Source organism: Bacillus sp. 196mf (assembly GCF_003217275.1).
GTDB classification, from domain to species: Bacteria; Bacillota; Bacilli; order Bacillales; family Bacillaceae_G; genus Bacillus_A; species Bacillus_A thuringiensis_S.
On sequence record NZ_QJTG01000001.1, the window covers coordinates 494,093 to 514,891 of the forward strand.

Consider the following 20,799-nt stretch of genomic DNA (forward strand, 5'->3'; position numbering starts at 1 on the left):
GGTGGTGTTATGATACTTTTAACGATAGGAGCAATTTTGTTAACGTTGTTTATTTTCTTTATTCTCGGTTTTATTACATTTATGATGTTTGTTGATAAGGCGACGCCTCAAATATATTATACACCTTGTGAATCAGTGACAGTGAAAGCTAAAGGTAAACATAGAAGGAAGAAAAGTTGAAAGTTGGCTTTTCTTCCTTCTTCTATTACATCCCCGAAAGAACTAACAACAACAGCCCAAATAGAAAACTAATAAAGGAAAGAAAAACAATACATATCGAGAACACACGATTATTTCTCCATTCGTGCCAAAAAGCGATAAATCCTAAAATACAAAGGAAAAACCAAATGGGCAGGAATAGGAACTCGCTAACTTTCTCGGGGAGTAATGAATAAAAAGTTGTTACATATAAGATCCAATTAGTAAAAAATAAAATGCAAAGGATAATAGATTGTAAGTAAGGGCGGTTGAAAAATCTCCCTTTTTTACGGTTTTAAAAATGATAGTTAGCGCTGAGATAAAGGCAATGAGTATGAAAATAAGTAAGAGTAATGTCAGCGTCATTTGATGCTCCTTTATAAGATTGTTTTTATCACGCATGGGCAGTAAGACCCACACCTTAAAACTCAACGTAAGAAAAGAGATTAGGTGGGGGATGAACATCCCCCATTGATTGAAGTTTTACTTTACAAGAAATGAATCTATTAAATTGTATGCTTGTTTTGTAGAGTGCCTGTTATATTTTTCAGTGTACGGATTTAGAAATCCATGTTCACCGTGTAGTTGTTTTATTTCTAATAAAGGATTTTTTTGTTGCTGCAATGTTTGAATTAAAGAGGATACTGAAAAACTAGCTTCTTTTTCAGGAAATATAAGTAGTGTAGCGCATGTAGGCTTTATGTGAACATAGTCGCGTATACGAGAACCGTAACATCCGATAATAAAATCTATTTTCGGATTGTTACTACATAGCCATGAGACGGTAGCTCCAACGCTAAAGCCGATAAGACCAATATGTGTATAACTACTAGAAAGATGAGAAATGAATTCTTCAATTTGCTTTTTTCCATAATCAAATCCAATATGATTTACAAAATGTTCATATGCTTTTTCTTCATCACTATAATGAAATGCATGTTGCGATTGTAGAAGGTTAGGACAGAATACGTCTATATGAGATGAAGTAAAGTAGTTGGTAACGTGATGCATATGGTCGTTCACACCATATATTTCATGAACAATAACGAGAGCTACTTTTTTCTTCATAGTTATATTGTGCCTCTTTGAAACTTAAATTCTTTCTCAACAAGGCAGATACGCAGGTGGAAGTTTTCATACCATTGCTCACGACCTCTTTTTTTCGCTTCTTTATGTAAGGCGTTCTTTTTCCAATTTTCAATCGCATCAAGTGATTCCCAATAAGAAATTGTTATTCCGAGTCCAGAATTACCTCGTGCACTTTCTACACTTAAAAATCCAGGTTGTTGCTTTGCAAGTTTCTCCATTTCTTCGGCAACGGTATTATAGTCAGTTGTATCATTTGATAAATTAGAAGTGAATATAACTGCATAATAAGGCTTGTTTTTTTCTAAATTAGATGCCATTATTTTTCCTCCTTAATGTATAGTACGAATAATTAATCCATAGTTTGTATTTTAGCAGGTCATAAAAAGAAAAGAAGTAGAAAATTCTTATTTTTTCAGCTCATGTAAAATAAAAGATTGAAGAAATTTATAATAAGTAATCTGAAATAAGAAAAATGCCACTTCAAAAGAGAAGTGGCATTTCTTATATTTCCTCTAAGCTATTAACTGGAACAGTTAATTCGCGTCCTGGGTTTTTTACTTCATATATGCGGGCGGTTTCATTGCTTTCATCGACGTGTTGAATCATAACAGGCATGCCTTGAAAACTGACATTGGCTTGTTCCGCTGACACAGAAAGCTCTATTGCACGTTGTATATTCATTTATATTCCTCCCATCATTATTATCTTTGCTAAAAAAGAGGAATAATATACCATTTAGAGACATTCTTAAAGTTTTTGTATTATTTGTAATGTTTCTTTAATAAATGAAGAAAAGATGGAATCAGGATAACCATCTATCGTTTGAACTGCTTCTTTTGCTTCTTTCAGAGCAGCTGGTTTATCTTGAAGTTCTATATGACACAGGGCACGATATGAGCCAGCTGTTAATAACCATGACTGATCAAGTGGATGACTCATATAATCTGGAATATTAGCACGTTTTAATGTTTCCAAAGCTTCCTCGTAACGTTTTAAACCATACAGAGATTTTCCTTTTTCAAGATAATACAATCCATCTTCTTGAAAAATCGGTACATCTTTTAGTTTTTCTCGGAATTGTTCTAAATGTTCTAATGCAATTGTATATTCGTTTGTAACGGTATTGTAGTAATAAGCTTTTAATATATCTATATTTGCAGCGGATAAAGTATCTTCTGTAAAAATGGCAAATTGCTCCGATTTTTTTATGTAATATAAATATCGTTCTTTATCGGTTGTAATGATTTTTTGATAAGATAAAATACGGTAAAATTCATCTGTTTTATAATACACTTGATGTTTTTTTGAAAATGCAAGTGCATCTAAAATGACTTTTTCACATTTTTCATAATTACCATATGCGAGTAAAATAATTGCTTCTTTTAAGTATAATTGTATATGTGTAATGAGATCCATTTCTAAATTCTTCGTTTTATATTCATCGCGAATTCTGCTAATCAACTGTAAACATTCTTTATATTTTTTCCGTTTGTAGAGCATATAGTAAAACAGTAGTTTCGTTTCAGTACTTTCACGATACAAAGTATATTTTTCAAATATAGAAACAGCTGTTTCTACGTAATATTCAATATTATAATCGTTCATAATGGCCGCTCCAGTTATGAACTGTTTATATAAACGTGCTGTGTTTAAAGTAAGGGGTAGTTCTTTTTGAACGATAGGTAGTAAAGTCTTGTATACTTCATCGCATTTATTTGATTTTATTAATGGCTCCATTTTTTGAATGAGTTCCACAATTTCTTCTTCATCTTCTTCTAATAAAAAGCTAGTTTCACATTCAAGTTTTTCCGCAATATATTGTAATGTTTTCATAGAAGGTGTAGCTTTTCCATTTTCAATTTGACTAAGCATACTTTTTGTCAGTTCCGAACCTGCCAGTGCTGTTTGCGTAAGCTTTTTATCTTTTCGTAATGCTTTAATTTTTTCACCGAGAGTTGCCATATTATTGCTCCTTTATATTTAAAAAGTTTAATTGTATTTAACTTTTTATTGTGAAAATTGGAAAGTTGATTATATAATAAGTTTAACACAATTTAACTTTTAAGGGGAGAGAGTCAAAAATGGGAGATATAAGTATAGGACAACATGATTCAAGAATGAAGATTGCAACTAGAAATATCATTTTAATGATGATTGGAAAAATGACGTCTTTATTAGGCGCAGGTATTTATACGTTCGCAATGGGGTTATATGTATTAAAGACTACTGGTTCAGGGATGGGTTTTGCAATTACGCTCGTTTGCGGATCACTTCCAAGGATGATCTGTGGCCCAATTGCTGGTGCTGTAGCAGACCGTGTGAATCGAAAATGGCTTGTCATTGGTACTGATTTATTAAGTAGTTTAACGATGCTTAGTATGTTTATTCTTGCTACTATATTTGGGCCATCACTTCTTTTTATTTATATTTCAGCAGCATTATTATCAATTTGTGCAAGTTTTTATTCTGTTGCATTAACTTCGTCTATTCCGAGTTTAGTAGATGAAGGACGTATTCAAAAAGCGAGTGCTTTAAATCAAACGGCGGCTTCTTTATCAAATATTTTAGGACCGATTATTGGCGGAGTTGTATATGGTTTCTTTTCAATTAAATCGTTTTTCCTATTGAATAGCATTACGTTCTTTTTAGCGGTTATTTTGCAATTATTTATCGTATTTGATTTATATAAAAAAGAAGTGGCTGAAAGTACAGAGCATTTCTTGACGAGTATAAAAGAAGGTTTTTTATATGTAAAAAGACAACGTGAAATATATGGTTTAATGAAAATAGCATTGTGGGTAAACTTTTTTGCGTGTGGTCTAACAGTTGCACTTCCGTACATTATCGTCCATACATTGCATTTATCTTCAAAGCAACTCGGTACTGTAGAGGGAATGTTAGCAGTCGGGATGCTAATGGGAGCGATTGCTTTATCAGTGCGTAAAGAAGTGAATAATCCGTTTCGTTCTATTTATACTGGACTGTTTTTGTTTGCAGGTTTAAGTTTATGTACAGTCTTTCCGTTGTTAGTTATCATTCCAAAAGTAGCAAGTTTTATTTACTATATTGCTTTTATGATGTTAACTGGTATAGCAATTATGATTGTAAACATTCCAATGCAAGTACATATGCAAAAAACGACAGATCCGAGCTACCTAGGGCGTGTGTTTGGCCTACTTGAAACAATTGCGACTGCAATCGCACCACTTGGTATGATTGTATATGGACTACTATTAGATATGTTGCCAACTAGCATTGTTATGATGACAATAGGCGGAGGGTTATTGTTAGTTGTATTAGTTGGAGTAAAGCAACATATGGCGAAAAAACAAGTAGATGTGTCCGCTTAAAAATAAGAAAATAATAAAAATTTGACTTATCATTATAAAAATGACTAAATTAGTATTTTAGTTTTTGAAACTCTTTTTCATGTATGTTAAAGTAAAGTGAGCTTGCAAAGAAAAGGAGACAACAGCATGAAAAAATTAAGTTTTGTTATGCTTTTTCTATTAGTCGTAATGGCTGGATGTAGCAATTATGACACATATATTGAAACAGGTATGCAATCATTGAAAGATGAAAAGTATAGTGATGCAACAATGTGGTTCGAAAAAGCAGAAAAAGAGAAATCAGGAAATGAAGCGAAATCATATAAAGAAGTTGCTGAGAAAATGGATCACGGAGCAACAGCATTAAAAGATGGTAAGTATTTAGAAGCGAAAGACATTGCAAATGAAGTGTTACAAAAGAAAAAAGATGATGAACTTGAAAAAGCTGTAACATCAAATGCAGAGAATATGCTTCAAAAAGCAAAAGATGTGGAAGAGAAAGTAAATGAAAGAGTGGCAAAGCGTAGAAAGGTAGAAGAAGAAGGAATCGATAAAATTATTAAAGCTGTCGATAGTATAGATGAAGTGAAAGAAAAAGAGAAGAAAGTATCAGAAGCATTAGATAAGGCTGAAGAGGCGCAAGCAAAAATTGAGGCAAAGAAAAATAAATAGATTTATAGTTTGAAAGGCTGTCGTGCATAACGACAGCCTTTTAATTTTTTGTTGCAAATGAAGTGATGCTCTGTAGTAAAAAAGAAATGATTTTAGAATTCCATCTGTCCTCATGATGAATCGTATAAATGTTACGCTGAAATTCAAATTCAGGGATTGGTATATAGCATAGCTCATTTCGTTGTATTTCTTGTTCGATAGCAAGTTTAGAAATAAAGGCAATTCCATTACCATATTTTAAAATTTGTTTCATCGTTTCTAATGAGTCTAATTCAATTTCAGATTGGAATGTAATGTTGTGCGCCAACGTCCATTGTGTAAGTAAATCTCTCGTTGTAGATGGATTACGATGCAATAGTATGCGTTCCTTTTCGATATTTTGTAACGATACATTGTCTTTCTTTGAAAAATGATGTTCTTTGGAAAAGGCAAGAACAAGTGTATCGGGCATTATATTCGTTTGTTTTAAAAGTGGTTCATCAAATGGAGCAGCGGAAATTATCCCAAGATCGATTTCGTGATTTTGTAGCATCATTCGAATTTCAGGGGCTGTTTTCACTAGTAGCGTTATTTTTATATTGGGAAATTCACATTGAAATTGATGAACGACTTCTGGTAAAAGATAAGTCGCTGGTACATAACTAGCGCCGATTGTTATAGCACCTTTATGAAAATCTTTAAACTCTTGCGTGACACGTCTGGCTTCTTTCATAAGTGCATCTATTTTACAAGCATAATGGTGCAAAGCCTCACCAGCCTCTGTTAAGAAATACCTTCCAGAACGTAATTCGAATAGAGATACACCGAGTTCTTCTTCTAAGCTTTTTATATGAAATGTAATAGTTGGTTGTTTAACGCCAAGTTTTTCTGCAACGATTGTAAGCTTTTTGTATTTCTTAATAAGTACTACAATTTCTAATTTTAAGAGATTCATTATGAATTGCCGCCTTTTTTATTTTAACTATAGAAAAAATCTATAGAAATAAATAGTTTATTAGAAGTTTTTTAATTTAATCTTTACAGTACATTAACATTCAGTATAAATCTTCCATATAGAATGAAAGCAGGTTAAGAATGAGGGGAGAGAGGTGAAGCAATGGATATTACAATTAGTGGATTAGAAAAGGCATTTGGAAAAATACAGGCGTTAAAGACGTTGCAGATTGTAATGAAACAAGGGGAATTCACTACACTTTTAGGACCTTCGGGGTGTGGAAAAACGACTTTACTTAGAATGATAGCAGGGCTTGAAGAACCAGATAAGGGAGAAATATATTTTGGAGACCAGTGCATGTATTCTGCTGCAAAAAAGATAAAGACATCTCCTCATGAACGGAATATCGGTATGGTATTTCAAGATTTTGCTTTATGGCCGCACATGACTGTTTTTGAAAATGTTGCATTTGGTTTAAGAGCTACAAAGCAAACGAATCAATTGCGAGAAAAAGTAGAAGATGCGATAAAGCGAGTTCGCCTGCAAGGTATGGAGAAAAGGTATCCACACGAACTTTCTGGTGGACAGCAACAACGTGTCGCATTCGCTAGAGCAATTGTAACAAAACCTCATTTTATTTTGTTTGATGAACCGCTAAGTGCACTCGATGCAATTTTGCGAGAAGAAATGAGAATAGAGCTTATGGATATCGTTCATTCCATTGGTTTAACTGCACTGTATGTCACTCATGACCAAACAGAAGCAATGTCAATGTCAGACCAAATTATTGTCATGAAACAAGGAGAAGTATTACAAAAAGGAACACCGGAAGATATTTATGTGAAACCGTCTCATGAATTTGTTGCCAAATTTGTTGGTAAGGCGAATTGGCTTGTAGAGGGTAAAAAAATGGTTCGTCCAGAGCATGTGAGCTGGACGAAAAATGAAGTGTGCGAAATGTATACAGGTGAAATTAAGCACGTTACATATGTAGGAGAACGGTATGAAATAAAAGTAAACATGGGGGCATTCGGAATATGGACAGCTTATCACAATAGTAAATTAAGCATCGGTAAACCAGTATCGTTATATGTGCCAAAAAAATGTATTCATCATATAGGGGGAGAATCATATGAAGAAATTCAGTTCGCTTAAGTCTTTATTTGTATGTACTTTATTATTTTCGGCTGTAGTAACAGGGTGTAGTTCAAAGACAGGCAATGCAGATGCAAAAAGTAAAAATACGACTGAAAAGAAAATTGTTGTATATAGTGCAGGGCCAAAAGGGTTAGCAGAAAAAATTCAAAAAGACTTTGAAAAGAAAACTGGTATAAAGGTGGAAATGTTTCAAGGGACAACTGGTAAAATTTTAGCGAGAATGGAAGCTGAAAAGAAAAATCCAGTCGTTGATGTAGTCGTACTTGCATCATTACCAGCGATGGAAGGATTAAAGAAAGAGGGTCAAACGTTAGCTTATAAAGAAGCGAAACAAGCTGATAAGCTGCGTTCTGAATGGTCAGATGATAAAGGACATTATTTCGGGTATAGTGCTTCAGCATTAGGGATTGTGTACAATACAAAAAATGTGAAGACAGCGCCTGAAGATTGGAGCGATATAACGAAAGGGGAATGGAAAGGAAAAGTGAATCTTCCAGATCCAGCACTTTCAGGTTCAGCTTTAGACTTTGTAACTGGATATGTGAAAAAGAATGGAAAAGATGGATGGAATTTATTTGAACAACTTAAGAAAAATGAAGTTACAGTAGCAGGAGCAAATCAGGAAGCGTTAGACCCAGTTGTAACAGGTGCGAAAGATATGGTAATTGCGGGTGTTGATTATATGACGTACAGCGCAAAAGCAAAGGGTGAACCTGTTGATATCGTATATCCAAAAAGCGGAACAGTTATTAGTCCACGCGCAGCGGGAATTATGAAGGATAGTAAAAATGTAGAAGGCGCAAAAGAGTTTATTGATTATTTATTATCCGATGATGTACAAAAACAAGTTTCTAAAGCGTATTTATTGCCTGGTAGAACAGATATAAAAGCTGAAAATAGACCAAATGTAGAAGAGATTCCAGTATTAAATATTGATTGGAAAACAGTTGAGAAAGAGCAAGATGAAATAGGAAAACAATTTAAGAAAGTATTTCAATAAGATGGTGATTCCATGGTAAATCGATTCGTATCAGTAAGACAAGTTGGAATGACGGTAGCGTTATTGCTTGTGGCGATGTTAATCGTCATTCCCCTTTTTCTTATTTTATTTTCTAGTATATATGAAAATAGCAGTTGGAACTTTTTAAAGCCTTTTGAAGTGATGCAGAGTGGTGGATTAGCTGGGATTTTTCTAAATTCGATGCTTCTAGGTGTACTCGTTGTAATAGGAGCTACAATATTTGCATTTCCATTGGCATTTATTATGAGCAAAACAGATGTAGGAAAGTATAGTAAGTTAGATATTGTTTTTATGATTCCATTTATGACACCGCCGTATATTGGATCAATGGGCTGGATTTTGTTCATGCAACCTAACGGCTATTTTGAACAATTTTTTCCGATGCTAAAGACAGTTTCATCATCGTTTTTTAGTTTAGGAGGTATGGTCTTAATTATGAGTCTGCATTTATTCCCATTCCTTTATTTCATGCTGAAAAACACGTTACTTCAGATTGGGAGTAGTAAAGAAGAAGCTGCAGCAGTTCATGGCGGAAGTTTTTTCTATCGTTTAAGAAAAATAATATTGCCGTTATTAGTATCAAGTTATGTAATGGGTGCTTTACTCATTTTCGTAAAGACGATTGCTGAATTTGGAACACCGGCTACATTCGGACGTAGAATAGGATTCCACGTGTTAACATCAGAAATCCATAAATTTATTTCGAGTTGGCCAATTGATTTTAGTAGTGCAACAGCATTATCTTCTTTATTACTTAGTGCTTGTATGCTTATTTGGTATATGCAAAATGTATTGAATCGAAAGTATTCATATGCAATGGTTAGTGGAAAAGGTGTGAAATCTAAAAGATATACTTTGTCTATATTTACGCGCGTTGTAGCATGGATGTATGTAATTGGTTTATTAATAGTATCAATTGGAATTCCATACTTTTCTATACTTATTGCTTCTTTGTCAAAATTAAGAGGCGGCGGTTTACATGTAAATAACTTTACAACAAGCCATTATGAGGCATTGTTTACAATAGGATCTCCGGGATTAGAGGCTTTATGGAATAGTTTTCTTTTTTCACTCGTAACAGCGATTATCGCGGTAATGATTGGAGTCTTTTTGGCACTTATGATTCGAAAGGGGAAAAAAACCTCTGAAAAATGGCTTGATATGTGCGGTATGTTACCGAATATGGTACCAGGAATCGTTATGGTTGTAGGTCTTATTCTATTTTGGAATTCACCATATATGCCTATGTCAATTTACAATACACCAATCATGGTTATCGTAACGTATGTTGTTCTGTTTTTACCTTACACGGTGCAATATGTAAAATCATCACTCGGACAAATTGATGATTCTCTCATGCAGGCAGGAAGTGTTTTTTCTGGAAATTATATTTATATTTTTAGAAAAATAATAATGCCTCTTATTATCCCAGGCATTCTTGCTGGATGGGCGATGACATTTACAATTTCGATAAGAGAGTTAGTAGCATCGCTTCTCGTATTACCTCCATCAGTAGAAACGTCAGCAACGTTTATTTTTGCTCAATTTGAACAGGGTGAAGTATCTATAGGCATGGCGATGGCCGTTGTTTCTGTTGGACTTACAACAATGTGCTTATTACTGCTGCAACATATGGAGCAAAAACGAAAAGGGGTAGCATGATGAGAGTAGAAGTATGGGGAGGAGCTGGAGAGTACGGTCGCTCCTGCTATTTTGTAAAAAATAAAGAGACGAAAATAGTATTTGATTGTGGTATTAATCGATCTTATGAGGATAGTTATCCAAAAATAGAGAGAGAAGCTGTTCCATTTCTAGATGCGGTATTTTTATCACATATTCATGAAGATCATACGATGGGTTTACCTTTATTAGCGAAGTATGGCTATAAGAAAAAAATTTGGACGACTCGTTATACGAAGGAGCAACTGCCGTTATATTATGAAAAATGGAGAAACTATAATGTGATGCAAGGGTGGGATTTACCTTATAGCGACCAACACATAAAAGATTTAAATTATGTATGTATTGATGAGATTAGCAATCCAAATGAATGGGTACAAATTACTCCTACATTGCGGTTTCAATGGGGATATAGTGGGCATGTATTGGGAGCTGTTTGGTTTTTAGTTGATATGTATAATACATACGTATTTTATTCAGGCGACTATTCAGCAGAGTCTAATATACTACGAGCTAATTTACCTGAGAAATTGGGCCACAATATAAAAGTCGCAATTGTGGATGCCGCTTATCACACAGATGATGTTTCGCAAAATGAACGTGTAAACGAACTATGTGCAGAAATTGAACGAGTTATGCAAAATAAAGGAATAGCATTATTACCGCTGCCACAACTTGGTAGGGCGCAAGATATAGTATTGTATTTATATGAACGATATAAAGAATTTCCTCTTATAGTAGATAAAGAAATCTTGGCTGGATTTGAAGAGATGTTCGCATATAAAGATTGGATAAAAAATAATAAAGAACTTAAATGGGTTATGAAGAGTCTAAAAAGAAACATAATAGTGATGGATAATGACATTAGTCTGCAAAATAGTTACGGAATAGTTGTAATGAGTGATGCGAATATGCAAACGAGACGAGCACAGTTATACTATGAACAGCTTCGGAATGAAAAGCGGAATGCCGTTATTTTTACTGGGCACATTGCGAAAGGGAGTTTTGCAGAAAGAGTTATGAAAGAACCTGTAAGGAGTACATGTAGGGTGAAGCGAGTTCCGTATAAAGTTCACCAAAGTATAAGAGACGTTAAAGAGATGTTAAATACATTATTACCAGAACATACGGTGCTAGTACACGCTTTGAAAGAGGATACAGATCGATTACAACAAAAGCTAAGTACAGCAGGATATGAAAATGTATATTCACTTGCAATGGAACGTATAGAAGTCATTTAAAATACAAAGGGGATAGGTATATGAAAAAAGTATTTGTATTCGTAAGCATTTTCTTTTGTTGTTTCCTTTATAACGTTAAGGAAGGGTCTACTGCTAGTCCAATGAAACCTAGTTTTGAAGTGAAGTTATTATTAAAGCCAGAACAAGTATTAGGTTATAACAAAGAGATGAAGCAAGAGGTGCTAGAACATTTCCAGGCTGGTACAAAATATGAAAGAATACAAGTGCAATTTTTAGATACTGCGAATAAAAGTTTAAGTGATGAAGGTTGGTTTGCTAGAATTCGAAAGAAAGAATTTAGTAAAGATTTTGAACTAACATATAAAAAAAGATATCCTATTCAAAATGGTGTAATTCAAGATGCACTAGAAGTAGCTAAAAAAGAAGGATTCGATAGTAATACGGATAGTTATGAGGCGGAAATAGATTGGGGATTTGAGAAGAAAACATTAAGCATTTCAAATAAGAAAAGTTACAGTGCTAAAGGATATGGGATACTTGATTTACCAAATGAACAAGCTGCTCAAAACATGTTAATAGAAAAATTACCAGGGAAAATGAACAAATGGTTGTATACAAATTGGGGAGAAGAGATGTTAAAGAATTCCCGTATTTACGGTCCTGTATTAATGAAACGATATACAGGAGAGTTTGAAAACATAAAAGCAAATATTGAAATTTGGCCATTAAGTAATACCGGAAAATTAGAAGATGACTTCGTAATAGAAGTGTCATTTAAAACAAATGAAGAAAGTATTGCGACAAAACAAAGGGAATTATTAATGGGGAGTTTAGAGAAAAAAGACTGGTTGTTACCGAAAGATAGTTTGAAGACAGAGCTTATTTTTCAGTAAATGAGAAAAAAGGAATCCATATTTCGTGGATTCCTTTTTATATATGAGTATTAAGCTAAATCATGTACAGAGATAATAAAGTTGTTTAATTTACAATAAAGTCATTTAAAAAATAATATAGTTGTTTAAAAATCCTTCTTCTACTAACGAGGCAGGTTAGTGGAAGAAATAGCAAGTGGGTTTAACTAGGAGAAGTGTCTTCTGTTTTTTAAATTGAAAATATCGATAAATTAGGATTTATTTACTTAACATTATACTTATTTTCGGAACGAGGCATCTAATCGGTGAGTATATACAAACCAAGTAATGCTTGCTGTTAATAATGTTGACGAAATTAAAGCTGTAAGAACACTATATGTTTGCCAAATAAGTATCGTTGACCAATCGAGGGCAAAAAACATTATACACTGGGCAATCGTAGCGATTAGGAAAATAATTGTTACGATTGTTCTCTTTTTTGTCATTGGCTGCTGCTCATTCGTTTTCCTTTTTCTTAATCCTAAGAAAAATAACAGAACGGCTAATAGGCAAAGAATAATTGTGGTAGACGACAAAATGATGTCCAAAAGCTGTGTGCCGCTTATCTCATATGACTGAGTTAGATTGCCGTGTAATATATTTTTAACTTTTAGTACCAGGTTTATATTGGTATTTGCGCCGTTGCTCAGTAAGCAGATGGCTGTTCTTTCATTTGGCAGTATGGCTACTTTGGTACTAAAATTTGGATTACCCCCAGTGTGTTCTATAAACGTTTGTTCGGCGTTTACCGACCAACCTGCCGCATAATACATATCATTGACAGCCGAAACAGACATATCACCCCTATGTGATTTTTCGATAGCCCTGTGAAATATTTCGGGTATGTCCTGCACAATACCCATCTGTATGCCCATCCAACGCGCCATATCTTTTGTATTAGAAATGATATAGCCGGCAGGTTTATTCCCAGCATAATCCGGAGCGTTAAATGGAGTTGTTATAAAAAAGGAAGAACGGTAGCCCTGTGCTAACTGTCCAGTGGCTTGAGCATCTTCTTTATAAACATACGTCTGGTGAAGACCTAAGGGTATAAATACCTGCTCCTTCATAAAGTCTTCATAGCTTTGTCGTGATACAATCTCAATAACCAAACCCAATACGTCATAATTAACGGTTCCATAGTTATATTGTTCACCGGGAGAGAACGCCAATTCTGCATCTACCAGCGTTTCCACGGTCTTTTGCAACATATCAGGCGTATTACCTTGTGGAATATTTTGAAGATGTCTAATATTTGTTAGGCCGCTGGTATGGTGAAGAAAGTTATTTAGTGTAAGGTTTTGCATATCAACAGGTTTACCTTGATACTTTAACGTAAACCAAGGTAAATATTTTTGGATAGGGTCAGTCATTGATAGCAGCCCTTGCTCTTCCAATAGCAAAATCCCCATACCAGTAAAAGCTTTACTCACCGAGGCCAACTCATAGAGTGTATTTTCACTTGCAGACAGTCCCTTTTCAAGATCTGCATACCCAGAAGAAAAGTAGAACACTTCACCATCAGCAAGTATTGAGAGTGACATTCCAGGCACACCTGACGTACGACAGGCATCATCTAGCAATGCTTGTATTGCCACAGATTTCGAATCTGACAACGCATAACTTTGTGTTGCGAATCCTGAGAATAATATAAATATCGTTAATACAAAAACAATAGTCTTTTTCATACACTCTCCTTTCTGAAGAATTATAAGGGTATAAATAACTTATTTTTATAACTATAAACTAAATTCTGATTTATATTTCTATTTATCTATATAATATCAAATAATTGTGAAGAGTTACACTTAAACTAACGGGGGCGTTAGTTTAATAAGAAGTAAACAACTTTATTATTCATTTTTTAAGCATTACATAAGCAGATGGATATAATTTGAAACAACTTTAAAGAGCCTTGCTGCATATAGAATGTAGTAAGGCTCTTATCTTTTTTAGTCAAAATTCAATAACTTTATTATCACTATACAAATCAGCTGATACGAACATATCACTGTTTTGAAGATTTTTAGAGCGTAAACTATAAGCAACTACCTTCTTTTTATATTGTTTTACAACATCAACATGCTCTTCATGACTGTAAATATAAAATGTGAAATCTTTTTTACCACGTTTTGCATTGATAATTAAAGGAGTGCCTTCATTATGGGGTGGTGCATAATAGCGATCTAAAAATAAACCTTCGTTAAAATCATGAATAATTTTTGATTTCTTTTCGCCTTCTACGTTATTTCCGTGAATTGTAATAGTCACATTCTCTTCGTCAAGTTGTGGATGTGTTTCGTACTTGCTAATAATGGATTCAATAACAGTGTTAGGAAGGCTAGAAACGATAATTTTAAATGCTCCAAATACAACTAACATCACAATAAACCAAGTCGTCATAGTATATCATCCCCTTTATTCTATTTAATAATATAACTCATATGGTAATAGTACATATGGTGAAGTTTTGTATAATTTGTGAAAAATATGCCATTTTTACGAACGAAATGTTAGAAAAATCAATTTTGTTACAAAAAGTTGAAATTGAAGTATTTTAAAAGAAAAAGGTTTATAATAAAAATATAACTAATAACCACATTACTAATTATAAGGAAGTGTAACTATGAGTACTGTAGCAATCGTATATGGTATTATTCTTTCCACAATTATTGTTTTGTTTTTCGTTGGGGTTTCACGTTATATTCATAAATGGAAAGAAGGCGTTGCGAAATTAAATCACATTGAAGAAGAACTTAGTGATTTAATGTTACATCATGGTAAATAAAAAGATAATTTTTTAACGAAACAATGTGAAGAATATCACAAAACATGCTCTCATCATGAAAGCATGTTTTTTTGTTATGTGAATGTTAGACATATTCATGAGATTTTTTCGTGCAATACAGTGTGAAATAAAATAATAATTCTTTATGTGTAGGAAGAGTTATTCTGTTTTGTATAATTTTGTAATTTAGTTCGGTATAATTATGATATAGAAGGAAATTTGTTAGAGGAGGTATATTGTGAACATATTAAAGATTATAGGAATTGTTGCAGGAGTGATTATAGTAGCAATTATAGCTTTCTTTGTCATAATGAAGTATTATTTGTCAAAAAAAGATTCTGATTACGTATTAACCTATATAAAAGAACATAAAGACGATGAGACATGTTCATTACTGATTAGAAAAAATGGTGAGATATTAACATCTATAAATGAAAATAAAAAATTGCCATTAGCGAGTACGGCAAAAATCGTAATAGCAGTTGAATTTGCTAAGCAAGTGTCAGAAGGAAAAATAAGTCGTGATGAACAAATTTCATTGCACGAGCTAGAAAAATATTACGTTAAAGATACTGATGGTGGAGCACATCCTAACTGGTTAGAAGATGCCAAAGCGAGAGAATTAGTGAAAAATGGACAAATCGCTTTAGAAGAAGTCGCTAAAGGAATGATTCATTATAGTTCTAACGCAAATACAACATATTTGTTAGATAAGCTTGGAATAGAAAGAGTAAATGAAAGTATAAAAGAGTTAGAGCTTACTAGTCATGATAAGTTCTCTTCGTATACAGCTTCACTATATATGAGAGGGTATGTAGAAAAAGAGCTTCATAAGCCAGAAAATCAATCATTAGAAATGATACGTAACATGTCAAAGGATGAGTATAATAAACATGTGTTACAAATTCATGAATGGATGAAAGGTGAAGAAGAATGGAAAAAACGTGAAATTCCATTAAAGGTAGATATGGAATTTCAGCGAATTTGGTCAGATCGATTAGTGAGTGCAAACGCTAAAGATTATATGAGTATAATGGGAAAAATAAATAGTAGAAATTATTTTCCTAAATTAATGCAAGAAGAAATCGAGAATATTTTCAAAGGAACAGTTAATAATAGTAAGTTAGAATTTGCGGGGCAAAAAGGTGGTTCTACCGCATTCGTATTGACAAAAAGCTTGTATACTACAGATAAGAAAGGGAATAAAGTAGAAGTTGTAATTATGTTTAACGATATAGAAGATCAAGTTGTATATCAAAAGCTGAGAAATAATATAAATTATTTTATTCAAGATGCTATAACAGATGAAGAGTTTAGAAATAAATTATAATAAAATAATTTTATTATGTAAACAACATGCTATTAAAGGTAGGTATTGAGATGAGGTTGAATGAGTATATGCTTGAAACGTTTCCGAATTTAGAACTTAGACCACCTCTATTTTATAATTGGGATATTGGTATTCGTTTTAGATTAGGTGTGGACTATGATTGTAATAACATTTATGAAAATTGTCTATATTTAGAAGGCGTTTATAAAAGGACGATTACTTTATTTCAGTCTTTACATTCAACAAAAGATGATATTTATATTGTAGTGGATGTAAATGACTATGCAAACGGTGAAATTTTCAAACAGAAATTGAATATCTTTTCTAAGTATGTCAAAGAGAAGTCCGATTTGTTTAAGTTACAGAAAAATACAATCCCTTATGTTTTTCCAGAAGAAGATGAAGATGGAGCATATAAAACACATAGATATACTTTGAAATGTAAAATCTCTGACTTTACATACATTCCTATGCTAAAAGCAATTTGTAATCAAGATATGGGAATAAAACCGAGTATTTTTCATAGGGTGTATTTTATAAATGTTAACAAGAATACTATATTTCACGTTTATGATGATAGAGGTTGTGATGTATTAGCTACCTCTCCTGATACAATTAGGGATATTTATAATACATATAATGATTGGATATTAGAATACGATAGAAATAAAATTGATAAAGTATTTAATTGAATGTAGTCTATTTTAAATGAGAGAAACACCATATGGGGTGTTTCCCTTTTATTAATATGAAAATCAACATTTAAATTTGAAAGCACTTATTATAAAGGTAAAGGGATTTGATGGTAATGTATTGAATTTGGGTAGAAACGGAAAAAGGAGATGAATAAATGACAACAATCTATTTCGTTCGCCATGCCCATTCTACCTATACAAAAGAAGAACGGGAGCGACCTTTATCTGAAAAAGGGTACTTAGATGCAGAGAATGTAACACGCTTATTAAAAGATAAACATATTGATGTTGTGATTTCTAGCCCGTATAAAAGAGCAATCCAAACTGTACAAGGAATTGCGAATACATATAAATTATCAATACAAACAGAAGAAGATTTGCGTGAAAGATTATTGAGCACAGAGCCGGTATCAAATTTTAATGATGCTATGCAGAATGTGTGGGAAGATTGGAGTTTTGCATACGAAGGCGGAGAATCGAATGATGTCGCACAAAGGCGCGCTGTAATATGTATGCAAAATATATTAAAACAATATGAAGGTAAGAATATTGTAATAGGTACGCATGGAAATATTATGGTATTACTCATGAATTATTTTAATTCGAAATATGATTTAGAGTTTTGGAAAACACTTCATATGCCTGATGTGTATAAATTAAATTTTGATAAAAATCGTTTCATTTCTGCTGAAAGAATAGAGAAAACAGGTCATCGGTTAAATATTTTGTAAAAGTTTATCAAAAAAAGAGGAAAGAGAGAAGTTATTGTAGAAGTATGACTTTGTAACATAAAAAATATATGTTAAAGGAGGCTGTTTACATGTTTGAGAAAGAGAAAGAAGGGCTTATTGAAGTTCAAAACGTATATGAAATTGCACCAGAAGATGGAACAATTATTGGTATGGCAACGGAAGAAGAAATGGAAATTGCTGCTGAACTAGAGTTACAGTACTATGCCCATTCTCGTTTGTTAGAAGCAAATATTCAGTTAGACGGTTCCTCCTACAAAGAGTTACTTCAGGAGTTCCAGGAGTACGAAAGAAAATCAATGAGCTTTTGGCGAGCGATACATAAACGTTTAGCTGTGCCATGGGCGTGGGTACTACGTATTGATGTTGCGAATGGCCCTATATATGTAAGTAATGGAAGTTCATATTACGAAGAAATCGATGATGAAGAAGATTATGAATAGATAAGTAAGGAAGCAGCTTTAGTTGCTTCCTTTTTTTATTTGTAAGAAATGAATCGCCTCAATAATAATATCTGGTCGATCATTTTCTATACCGTGACTCGCATGTTCGGCAAGAATATATTGGTTGTTAGTTGAGAGGTGTAATTGTTCGTGAATTAGTTCTTGCCACATTGCTTCAAGTTGTGTTGCTTCCTCTTTAGGCATGCCGCCATTAGTCAATTGAGTAATAGAATATTGAGGATCTCTACCGATAACGATTAATGGTATTTCTAATGTTTTACATAGCTCTTTTAGTGAGAGAGCACAGTTTTTCCACTCCGATAGTTCAGAAGCTGTCGCTTTATATAATGAAGGCGAGGTAGAGAATTCAATTTGCTGTTTTGATTGATCGGTGAGCATAGGTTTTAGTTCATTATAAAGTGTGTCTACATCCATTTTGGAATATATATTATATTTTTGAAACCAAACATCATCAGAATCAGTTTGATCAGAAATTGGTAAATGAAGTTCATCTAAACGGTGTAAGTTCATCGAAGTAGAATCAACTAAAATAAGTGCTTGCAGCTTATCTTCATGTAACATCGCAAAATGTTGTGCACATAATCCTCCATAGGAATGACCGATTAGAATAAATGGCTCTTGAATAGCTAGTTTGTTTAGTAACATATGTAGCTCTTTTGTAACTTGCCTTATTGTACGCGGCTGATTGCCTAAATCACTTTTTCCGTAACCTGGGCGATGGTATGAAACGACTGTAAAGTGCTCTGAAAGCTTTTCTATAATAGGAAACCAATCATAAAATGAGCAAGTCATTCCGGTTTGAATGACTACAGTTTGTTTACCAATTCCTTTTATATGTACTTCTATATTTTGCCCCATTATTTCTACAAATTTATGAATGTTAATTCCTCCTAAGCTTGAAATAATTTTTGACAAGCAAAAACGATACACCAAACACCTATACCAAGTAGGACAGATGTACTAAGTGTAAATGAATTTTTTAAACCAATATAGACGATAAATAATAGTAGTGCTGATGCGGGGAATCCATATAATACCCCTAAAGCAAATTGACTCAATTCTTGTTTATTTCCGCCTTCGAATGAAATCCAAAATAGACTAAGTAAACTCACGAGAGGAAGGGCAGCAATAAAGCCACCTATCGTACTGTAATGTTTAGCGACTTCAGTGATAATGCCAATAATAAGTGCCGAAACGATTACTTTAACGAGGAAATGCATATTTTGCCTCCTTCGCTAATAACGAAAATGCTTTTTCAATTAATTGTTGTTCTTCTTTTGATAACTGTGATTCTAATATTTTTATCTTTTCTTTATCTAGTAAAGTATGTTTTTCTAATCCTTCAATTCCTTCAATTGTTAAAGTAAGGTTTACCACTCTTTCATCTTTTTTATTTCTCTCTTTAACGATGAAACCCTTTTGAATAAGGCGTTTTATATGTTCAGACGCTGTGTTATGAGAAAGACTAAGCTCAGTAGCGACTTTTCCAATTGTTATATCTTTCTCACGAGAAACGATTTGTAAAATACGAATTGCTTGGTGGGAAAGGTTGTCCTCGTATTCGTATCGTAAGTGATAATAAATGCTCTCCCAATGTTGATTAATGTTGTTCATAATAATAAATCCCCTTTTTTATATCGTATAGTAAGATATATTCGTTGTTTTAGAAATAAAATCCTTTTATTTGGATAAAAAATGTTGAAAAAGTTTATTTTTATTGAAATATAAGGTAATCTATGTGTAAAGGTATACATTTAGCAAGAGAGAGGATGATAGCTGTGAATACATTCAAATGGATTAGTCATGAACAGATGTATGTAGATGAAATACATGTTGAAAAATGTGGTCCTCTTTCAGTCGGCGTATATGGGGGAAATCAAGAGAGTGATGCATATGAACGAGGAGATGCGGTGCTGGCTTGGTGGGATCCTGAATTACAATTTGAATTTGTTATGATTTTTGATACACATCACAAAACAAAAAATATAGATTATATAATAGAAGCGATTTCGGAAAGAAAAGAAAAACTAAAAGAGTTATTCTCATATCCAATACATTTAGCTTTCCATCATACACATATGTACCTATTAGCGTTATTTACAGATGAGTTATTTATTAAAAAGTGTGATCAAGATGATGAGGAACTCGCTTGCTTAATTTGTTTACGAAAAGGCGAATTTTTATATTGGTTATCAGTTGGTGATTGTTTCGCGTATTTATTCCATTCTGAGAAAACGAAAAATGGAAAAGGACGATTAAATAAACGGAAGAATTACGAATATATTGGCAGGAAAAATATTTTTGCAGCAAATACACCTTGCTTTACGTCAGGTGTAAGAGGATTAGAAAAAGGAATGAATCACATTGTAATGGCAACGGACGGTATTTTAGAGTGTGACAAACGAAGGTTTGATGATGATCAATCTTTAGTAGAAATATTACACGACGGAAATAGCTTGCAGATTGAGCCCGTATTAACAAATGTACTGCAGTGGAAAGGTAGAGACTGTGCCACGATTATTGGATGGTCTATTGATACTGATAATAAACAATGTGCTAATTAATATAAAAGGAGTTCA

25 protein-coding genes and 1 pseudogene are annotated in these 20,799 nt (G+C 33.2%); 15 read left to right on the plus strand and 11 right to left on the minus strand.

Annotated features, from left to right (window positions below):
• Positions 1-9 precede the first annotated feature (9 nt).
• Entirely contained in the window at positions 10-180 is a 171-nt protein-coding gene (locus ATL10_RS02785; protein WP_000602245.1) for a DUF3951 domain-containing protein, read from the plus strand.
• A 25-nt stretch (positions 181-205) separates the two neighbouring features.
• Here ATL10_RS02785 and ATL10_RS02790 read toward each other — a convergent pair.
• From ATL10_RS02790 to ATL10_RS02810, 5 genes and pseudogenes are all read right to left on the minus strand, one after another.
• Positions 206-564: pseudogene (locus tag ATL10_RS02790) on the minus strand (hypothetical protein).
• A 117-nt stretch (positions 565-681) separates the two neighbouring features.
• On the minus strand, positions 682-1,266 hold the full coding sequence (locus ATL10_RS02795) for a dienelactone hydrolase family protein (protein ID WP_110496395.1): 585 nt from the start codon (positions 1,264-1,266) through the stop codon (positions 682-684).
• Between the two features lie 2 nt (positions 1,267-1,268).
• Positions 1,269-1,604 (minus strand): antibiotic biosynthesis monooxygenase family protein, encoded by a 336-nt coding sequence (locus ATL10_RS02800; RefSeq protein WP_097924283.1) that lies wholly within the window; start codon positions 1,602-1,604, stop codon positions 1,269-1,271.
• 184 nt (positions 1,605-1,788) lie between these two features.
• On the minus strand, positions 1,789-1,968 hold the full coding sequence (locus ATL10_RS02805) for an H-type small acid-soluble spore protein (protein ID WP_001025734.1): 180 nt from the start codon (positions 1,966-1,968) through the stop codon (positions 1,789-1,791).
• Positions 1,969-2,034: 66 nt separating this feature from the next.
• A complete protein-coding gene (locus ATL10_RS02810) occupies positions 2,035-3,249 on the minus strand; it encodes a helix-turn-helix domain-containing protein (protein ID WP_053564823.1) in 1,215 nt (404 codons plus the stop codon).
• A gap of 119 nt (positions 3,250-3,368) precedes the next feature.
• Here ATL10_RS02810 and ATL10_RS02815 point away from each other — a divergent pair, with 119 nt between their 5' ends.
• Complete coding sequence (locus ATL10_RS02815) at positions 3,369-4,637, plus strand: MFS transporter (RefSeq protein WP_029441922.1); 1,269 nt, start codon at positions 3,369-3,371, stop codon at positions 4,635-4,637.
• 126 nt (positions 4,638-4,763) lie between these two features.
• Entirely contained in the window at positions 4,764-5,288 is a 525-nt protein-coding gene (locus ATL10_RS02820) for a COG3014 family protein (protein ID WP_000736437.1), read from the plus strand.
• Between the two features lie 40 nt (positions 5,289-5,328).
• On the opposite strand, the gene ATL10_RS02825 is transcribed toward ATL10_RS02820, so the two are convergent.
• Positions 5,329-6,222 carry a LysR family transcriptional regulator gene (locus ATL10_RS02825; RefSeq protein ID WP_001050611.1) on the minus strand — a complete coding sequence of 298 codons (894 nt, stop codon included), beginning with the start codon at positions 6,220-6,222 and terminating at the stop codon, positions 5,329-5,331.
• A gap of 162 nt (positions 6,223-6,384) precedes the next feature.
• Here ATL10_RS02825 and ATL10_RS02830 point away from each other — a divergent pair, with 162 nt between their 5' ends.
• Genes ATL10_RS02830 through ATL10_RS02850 form a run of 5 tightly spaced genes read left to right on the plus strand, consistent with a single transcriptional unit; the run spans position 6,385 to position 12,176 of the window.
• Complete coding sequence (locus tag ATL10_RS02830; protein ID WP_110496397.1) at positions 6,385-7,377, plus strand: ABC transporter ATP-binding protein; 993 nt, start codon at positions 6,385-6,387, stop codon at positions 7,375-7,377.
• Positions 7,355-8,380, plus strand: a complete 1,026-nt coding sequence (locus ATL10_RS02835; RefSeq protein ID WP_000714686.1) for an ABC transporter substrate-binding protein — start codon at positions 7,355-7,357, stop codon at positions 8,378-8,380. The genes ATL10_RS02830 and ATL10_RS02835 overlap by 23 nt, the downstream gene beginning before the upstream one ends.
• Before the next feature lie 12 nt (positions 8,381-8,392).
• Positions 8,393-10,063 carry an ABC transporter permease gene (locus tag ATL10_RS02840; protein WP_006923285.1) on the plus strand — a complete coding sequence of 557 codons (1,671 nt, stop codon included), beginning with the start codon at positions 8,393-8,395 and terminating at the stop codon, positions 10,061-10,063.
• Positions 10,060-11,322 (plus strand): MBL fold metallo-hydrolase, encoded by a 1,263-nt coding sequence (locus ATL10_RS02845; RefSeq protein ID WP_065228584.1) that lies wholly within the window; start codon positions 10,060-10,062, stop codon positions 11,320-11,322. The genes ATL10_RS02840 and ATL10_RS02845 overlap by 4 nt, the downstream gene beginning before the upstream one ends.
• Before the next feature lie 20 nt (positions 11,323-11,342).
• Complete coding sequence (locus tag ATL10_RS02850; RefSeq protein ID WP_065228585.1) at positions 11,343-12,176, plus strand: hypothetical protein; 834 nt, start codon at positions 11,343-11,345, stop codon at positions 12,174-12,176.
• Between the two features lie 257 nt (positions 12,177-12,433).
• On the opposite strand, the gene ATL10_RS02855 is transcribed toward ATL10_RS02850, so the two are convergent.
• Positions 12,434-13,882 carry a serine hydrolase domain-containing protein gene (locus ATL10_RS02855; RefSeq protein ID WP_097924287.1) on the minus strand — a complete coding sequence of 483 codons (1,449 nt, stop codon included), beginning with the start codon at positions 13,880-13,882 and terminating at the stop codon, positions 12,434-12,436.
• A 268-nt stretch (positions 13,883-14,150) separates the two neighbouring features.
• Positions 14,151-14,597 (minus strand): YfmQ family protein, encoded by a 447-nt coding sequence (locus tag ATL10_RS02860; RefSeq protein WP_029441929.1) that lies wholly within the window; start codon positions 14,595-14,597, stop codon positions 14,151-14,153.
• Positions 14,598-14,638: 41 nt separating this feature from the next.
• On the opposite strand from ATL10_RS02860, the gene ATL10_RS02865 reads away from it, so the two are divergent.
• The 6 genes from ATL10_RS02865 (at position 14,639) to ATL10_RS02890 (ending at position 18,199) form a co-directional block, all read left to right on the plus strand.
• Positions 14,639-14,755, plus strand: coding sequence for a hypothetical protein (locus ATL10_RS02865; protein ID WP_001987133.1), 117 nt, complete (start codon positions 14,639-14,641; stop codon positions 14,753-14,755).
• A 65-nt stretch (positions 14,756-14,820) separates the two neighbouring features.
• Positions 14,821-14,982: a hypothetical protein gene (locus ATL10_RS02870; protein WP_000108701.1), complete on the plus strand. Its 162-nt coding sequence runs from the start codon at positions 14,821-14,823 to the stop codon at positions 14,980-14,982.
• 238 nt (positions 14,983-15,220) lie between these two features.
• A complete protein-coding gene (locus ATL10_RS02875; RefSeq protein WP_098284401.1) occupies positions 15,221-16,312 on the plus strand; it encodes a serine hydrolase in 1,092 nt (363 codons plus the stop codon).
• A 68-nt stretch (positions 16,313-16,380) separates the two neighbouring features.
• The gene (locus tag ATL10_RS02880) at positions 16,381-17,004 is read left to right on the plus strand and encodes a DUF3885 domain-containing protein (protein ID WP_065486054.1); all 624 of its coding nucleotides are present in this window, start codon (positions 16,381-16,383) and stop codon (positions 17,002-17,004) included.
• A 158-nt stretch (positions 17,005-17,162) separates the two neighbouring features.
• Positions 17,163-17,738, plus strand: coding sequence for a histidine phosphatase family protein (locus ATL10_RS02885; protein ID WP_098250977.1), 576 nt, complete (start codon positions 17,163-17,165; stop codon positions 17,736-17,738).
• 89 nt (positions 17,739-17,827) lie between these two features.
• Positions 17,828-18,199 carry a hypothetical protein gene (locus ATL10_RS02890; RefSeq protein WP_000461779.1) on the plus strand — a complete coding sequence of 124 codons (372 nt, stop codon included), beginning with the start codon at positions 17,828-17,830 and terminating at the stop codon, positions 18,197-18,199.
• A gap of 18 nt (positions 18,200-18,217) precedes the next feature.
• On the opposite strand, the gene ATL10_RS02895 is transcribed toward ATL10_RS02890, so the two are convergent.
• Genes ATL10_RS02895 through ATL10_RS02905 form a run of 3 tightly spaced genes read right to left on the minus strand, consistent with a single transcriptional unit; the run spans position 18,218 to position 19,834 of the window.
• Complete coding sequence (locus ATL10_RS02895) at positions 18,218-19,150, minus strand: alpha/beta fold hydrolase (RefSeq protein WP_141548268.1); 933 nt, start codon at positions 19,148-19,150, stop codon at positions 18,218-18,220.
• On the minus strand, positions 19,111-19,440 hold the full coding sequence (locus ATL10_RS02900; protein ID WP_000545616.1) for a DUF3147 family protein: 330 nt from the start codon (positions 19,438-19,440) through the stop codon (positions 19,111-19,113). Before ATL10_RS02900 ends, ATL10_RS02895 begins: the two co-directional genes overlap by 40 nt.
• A complete protein-coding gene (locus tag ATL10_RS02905; protein WP_001059782.1) occupies positions 19,424-19,834 on the minus strand; it encodes a MarR family winged helix-turn-helix transcriptional regulator in 411 nt (136 codons plus the stop codon). Before ATL10_RS02905 ends, ATL10_RS02900 begins: the two co-directional genes overlap by 17 nt.
• A gap of 122 nt (positions 19,835-19,956) precedes the next feature.
• On the opposite strand from ATL10_RS02905, the gene ATL10_RS02910 reads away from it, so the two are divergent.
• The gene (locus ATL10_RS02910; protein WP_002040904.1) at positions 19,957-20,784 is read left to right on the plus strand and encodes a PP2C family serine/threonine-protein phosphatase; all 828 of its coding nucleotides are present in this window, start codon (positions 19,957-19,959) and stop codon (positions 20,782-20,784) included.
• Positions 20,785-20,799 lie beyond the last annotated feature (15 nt).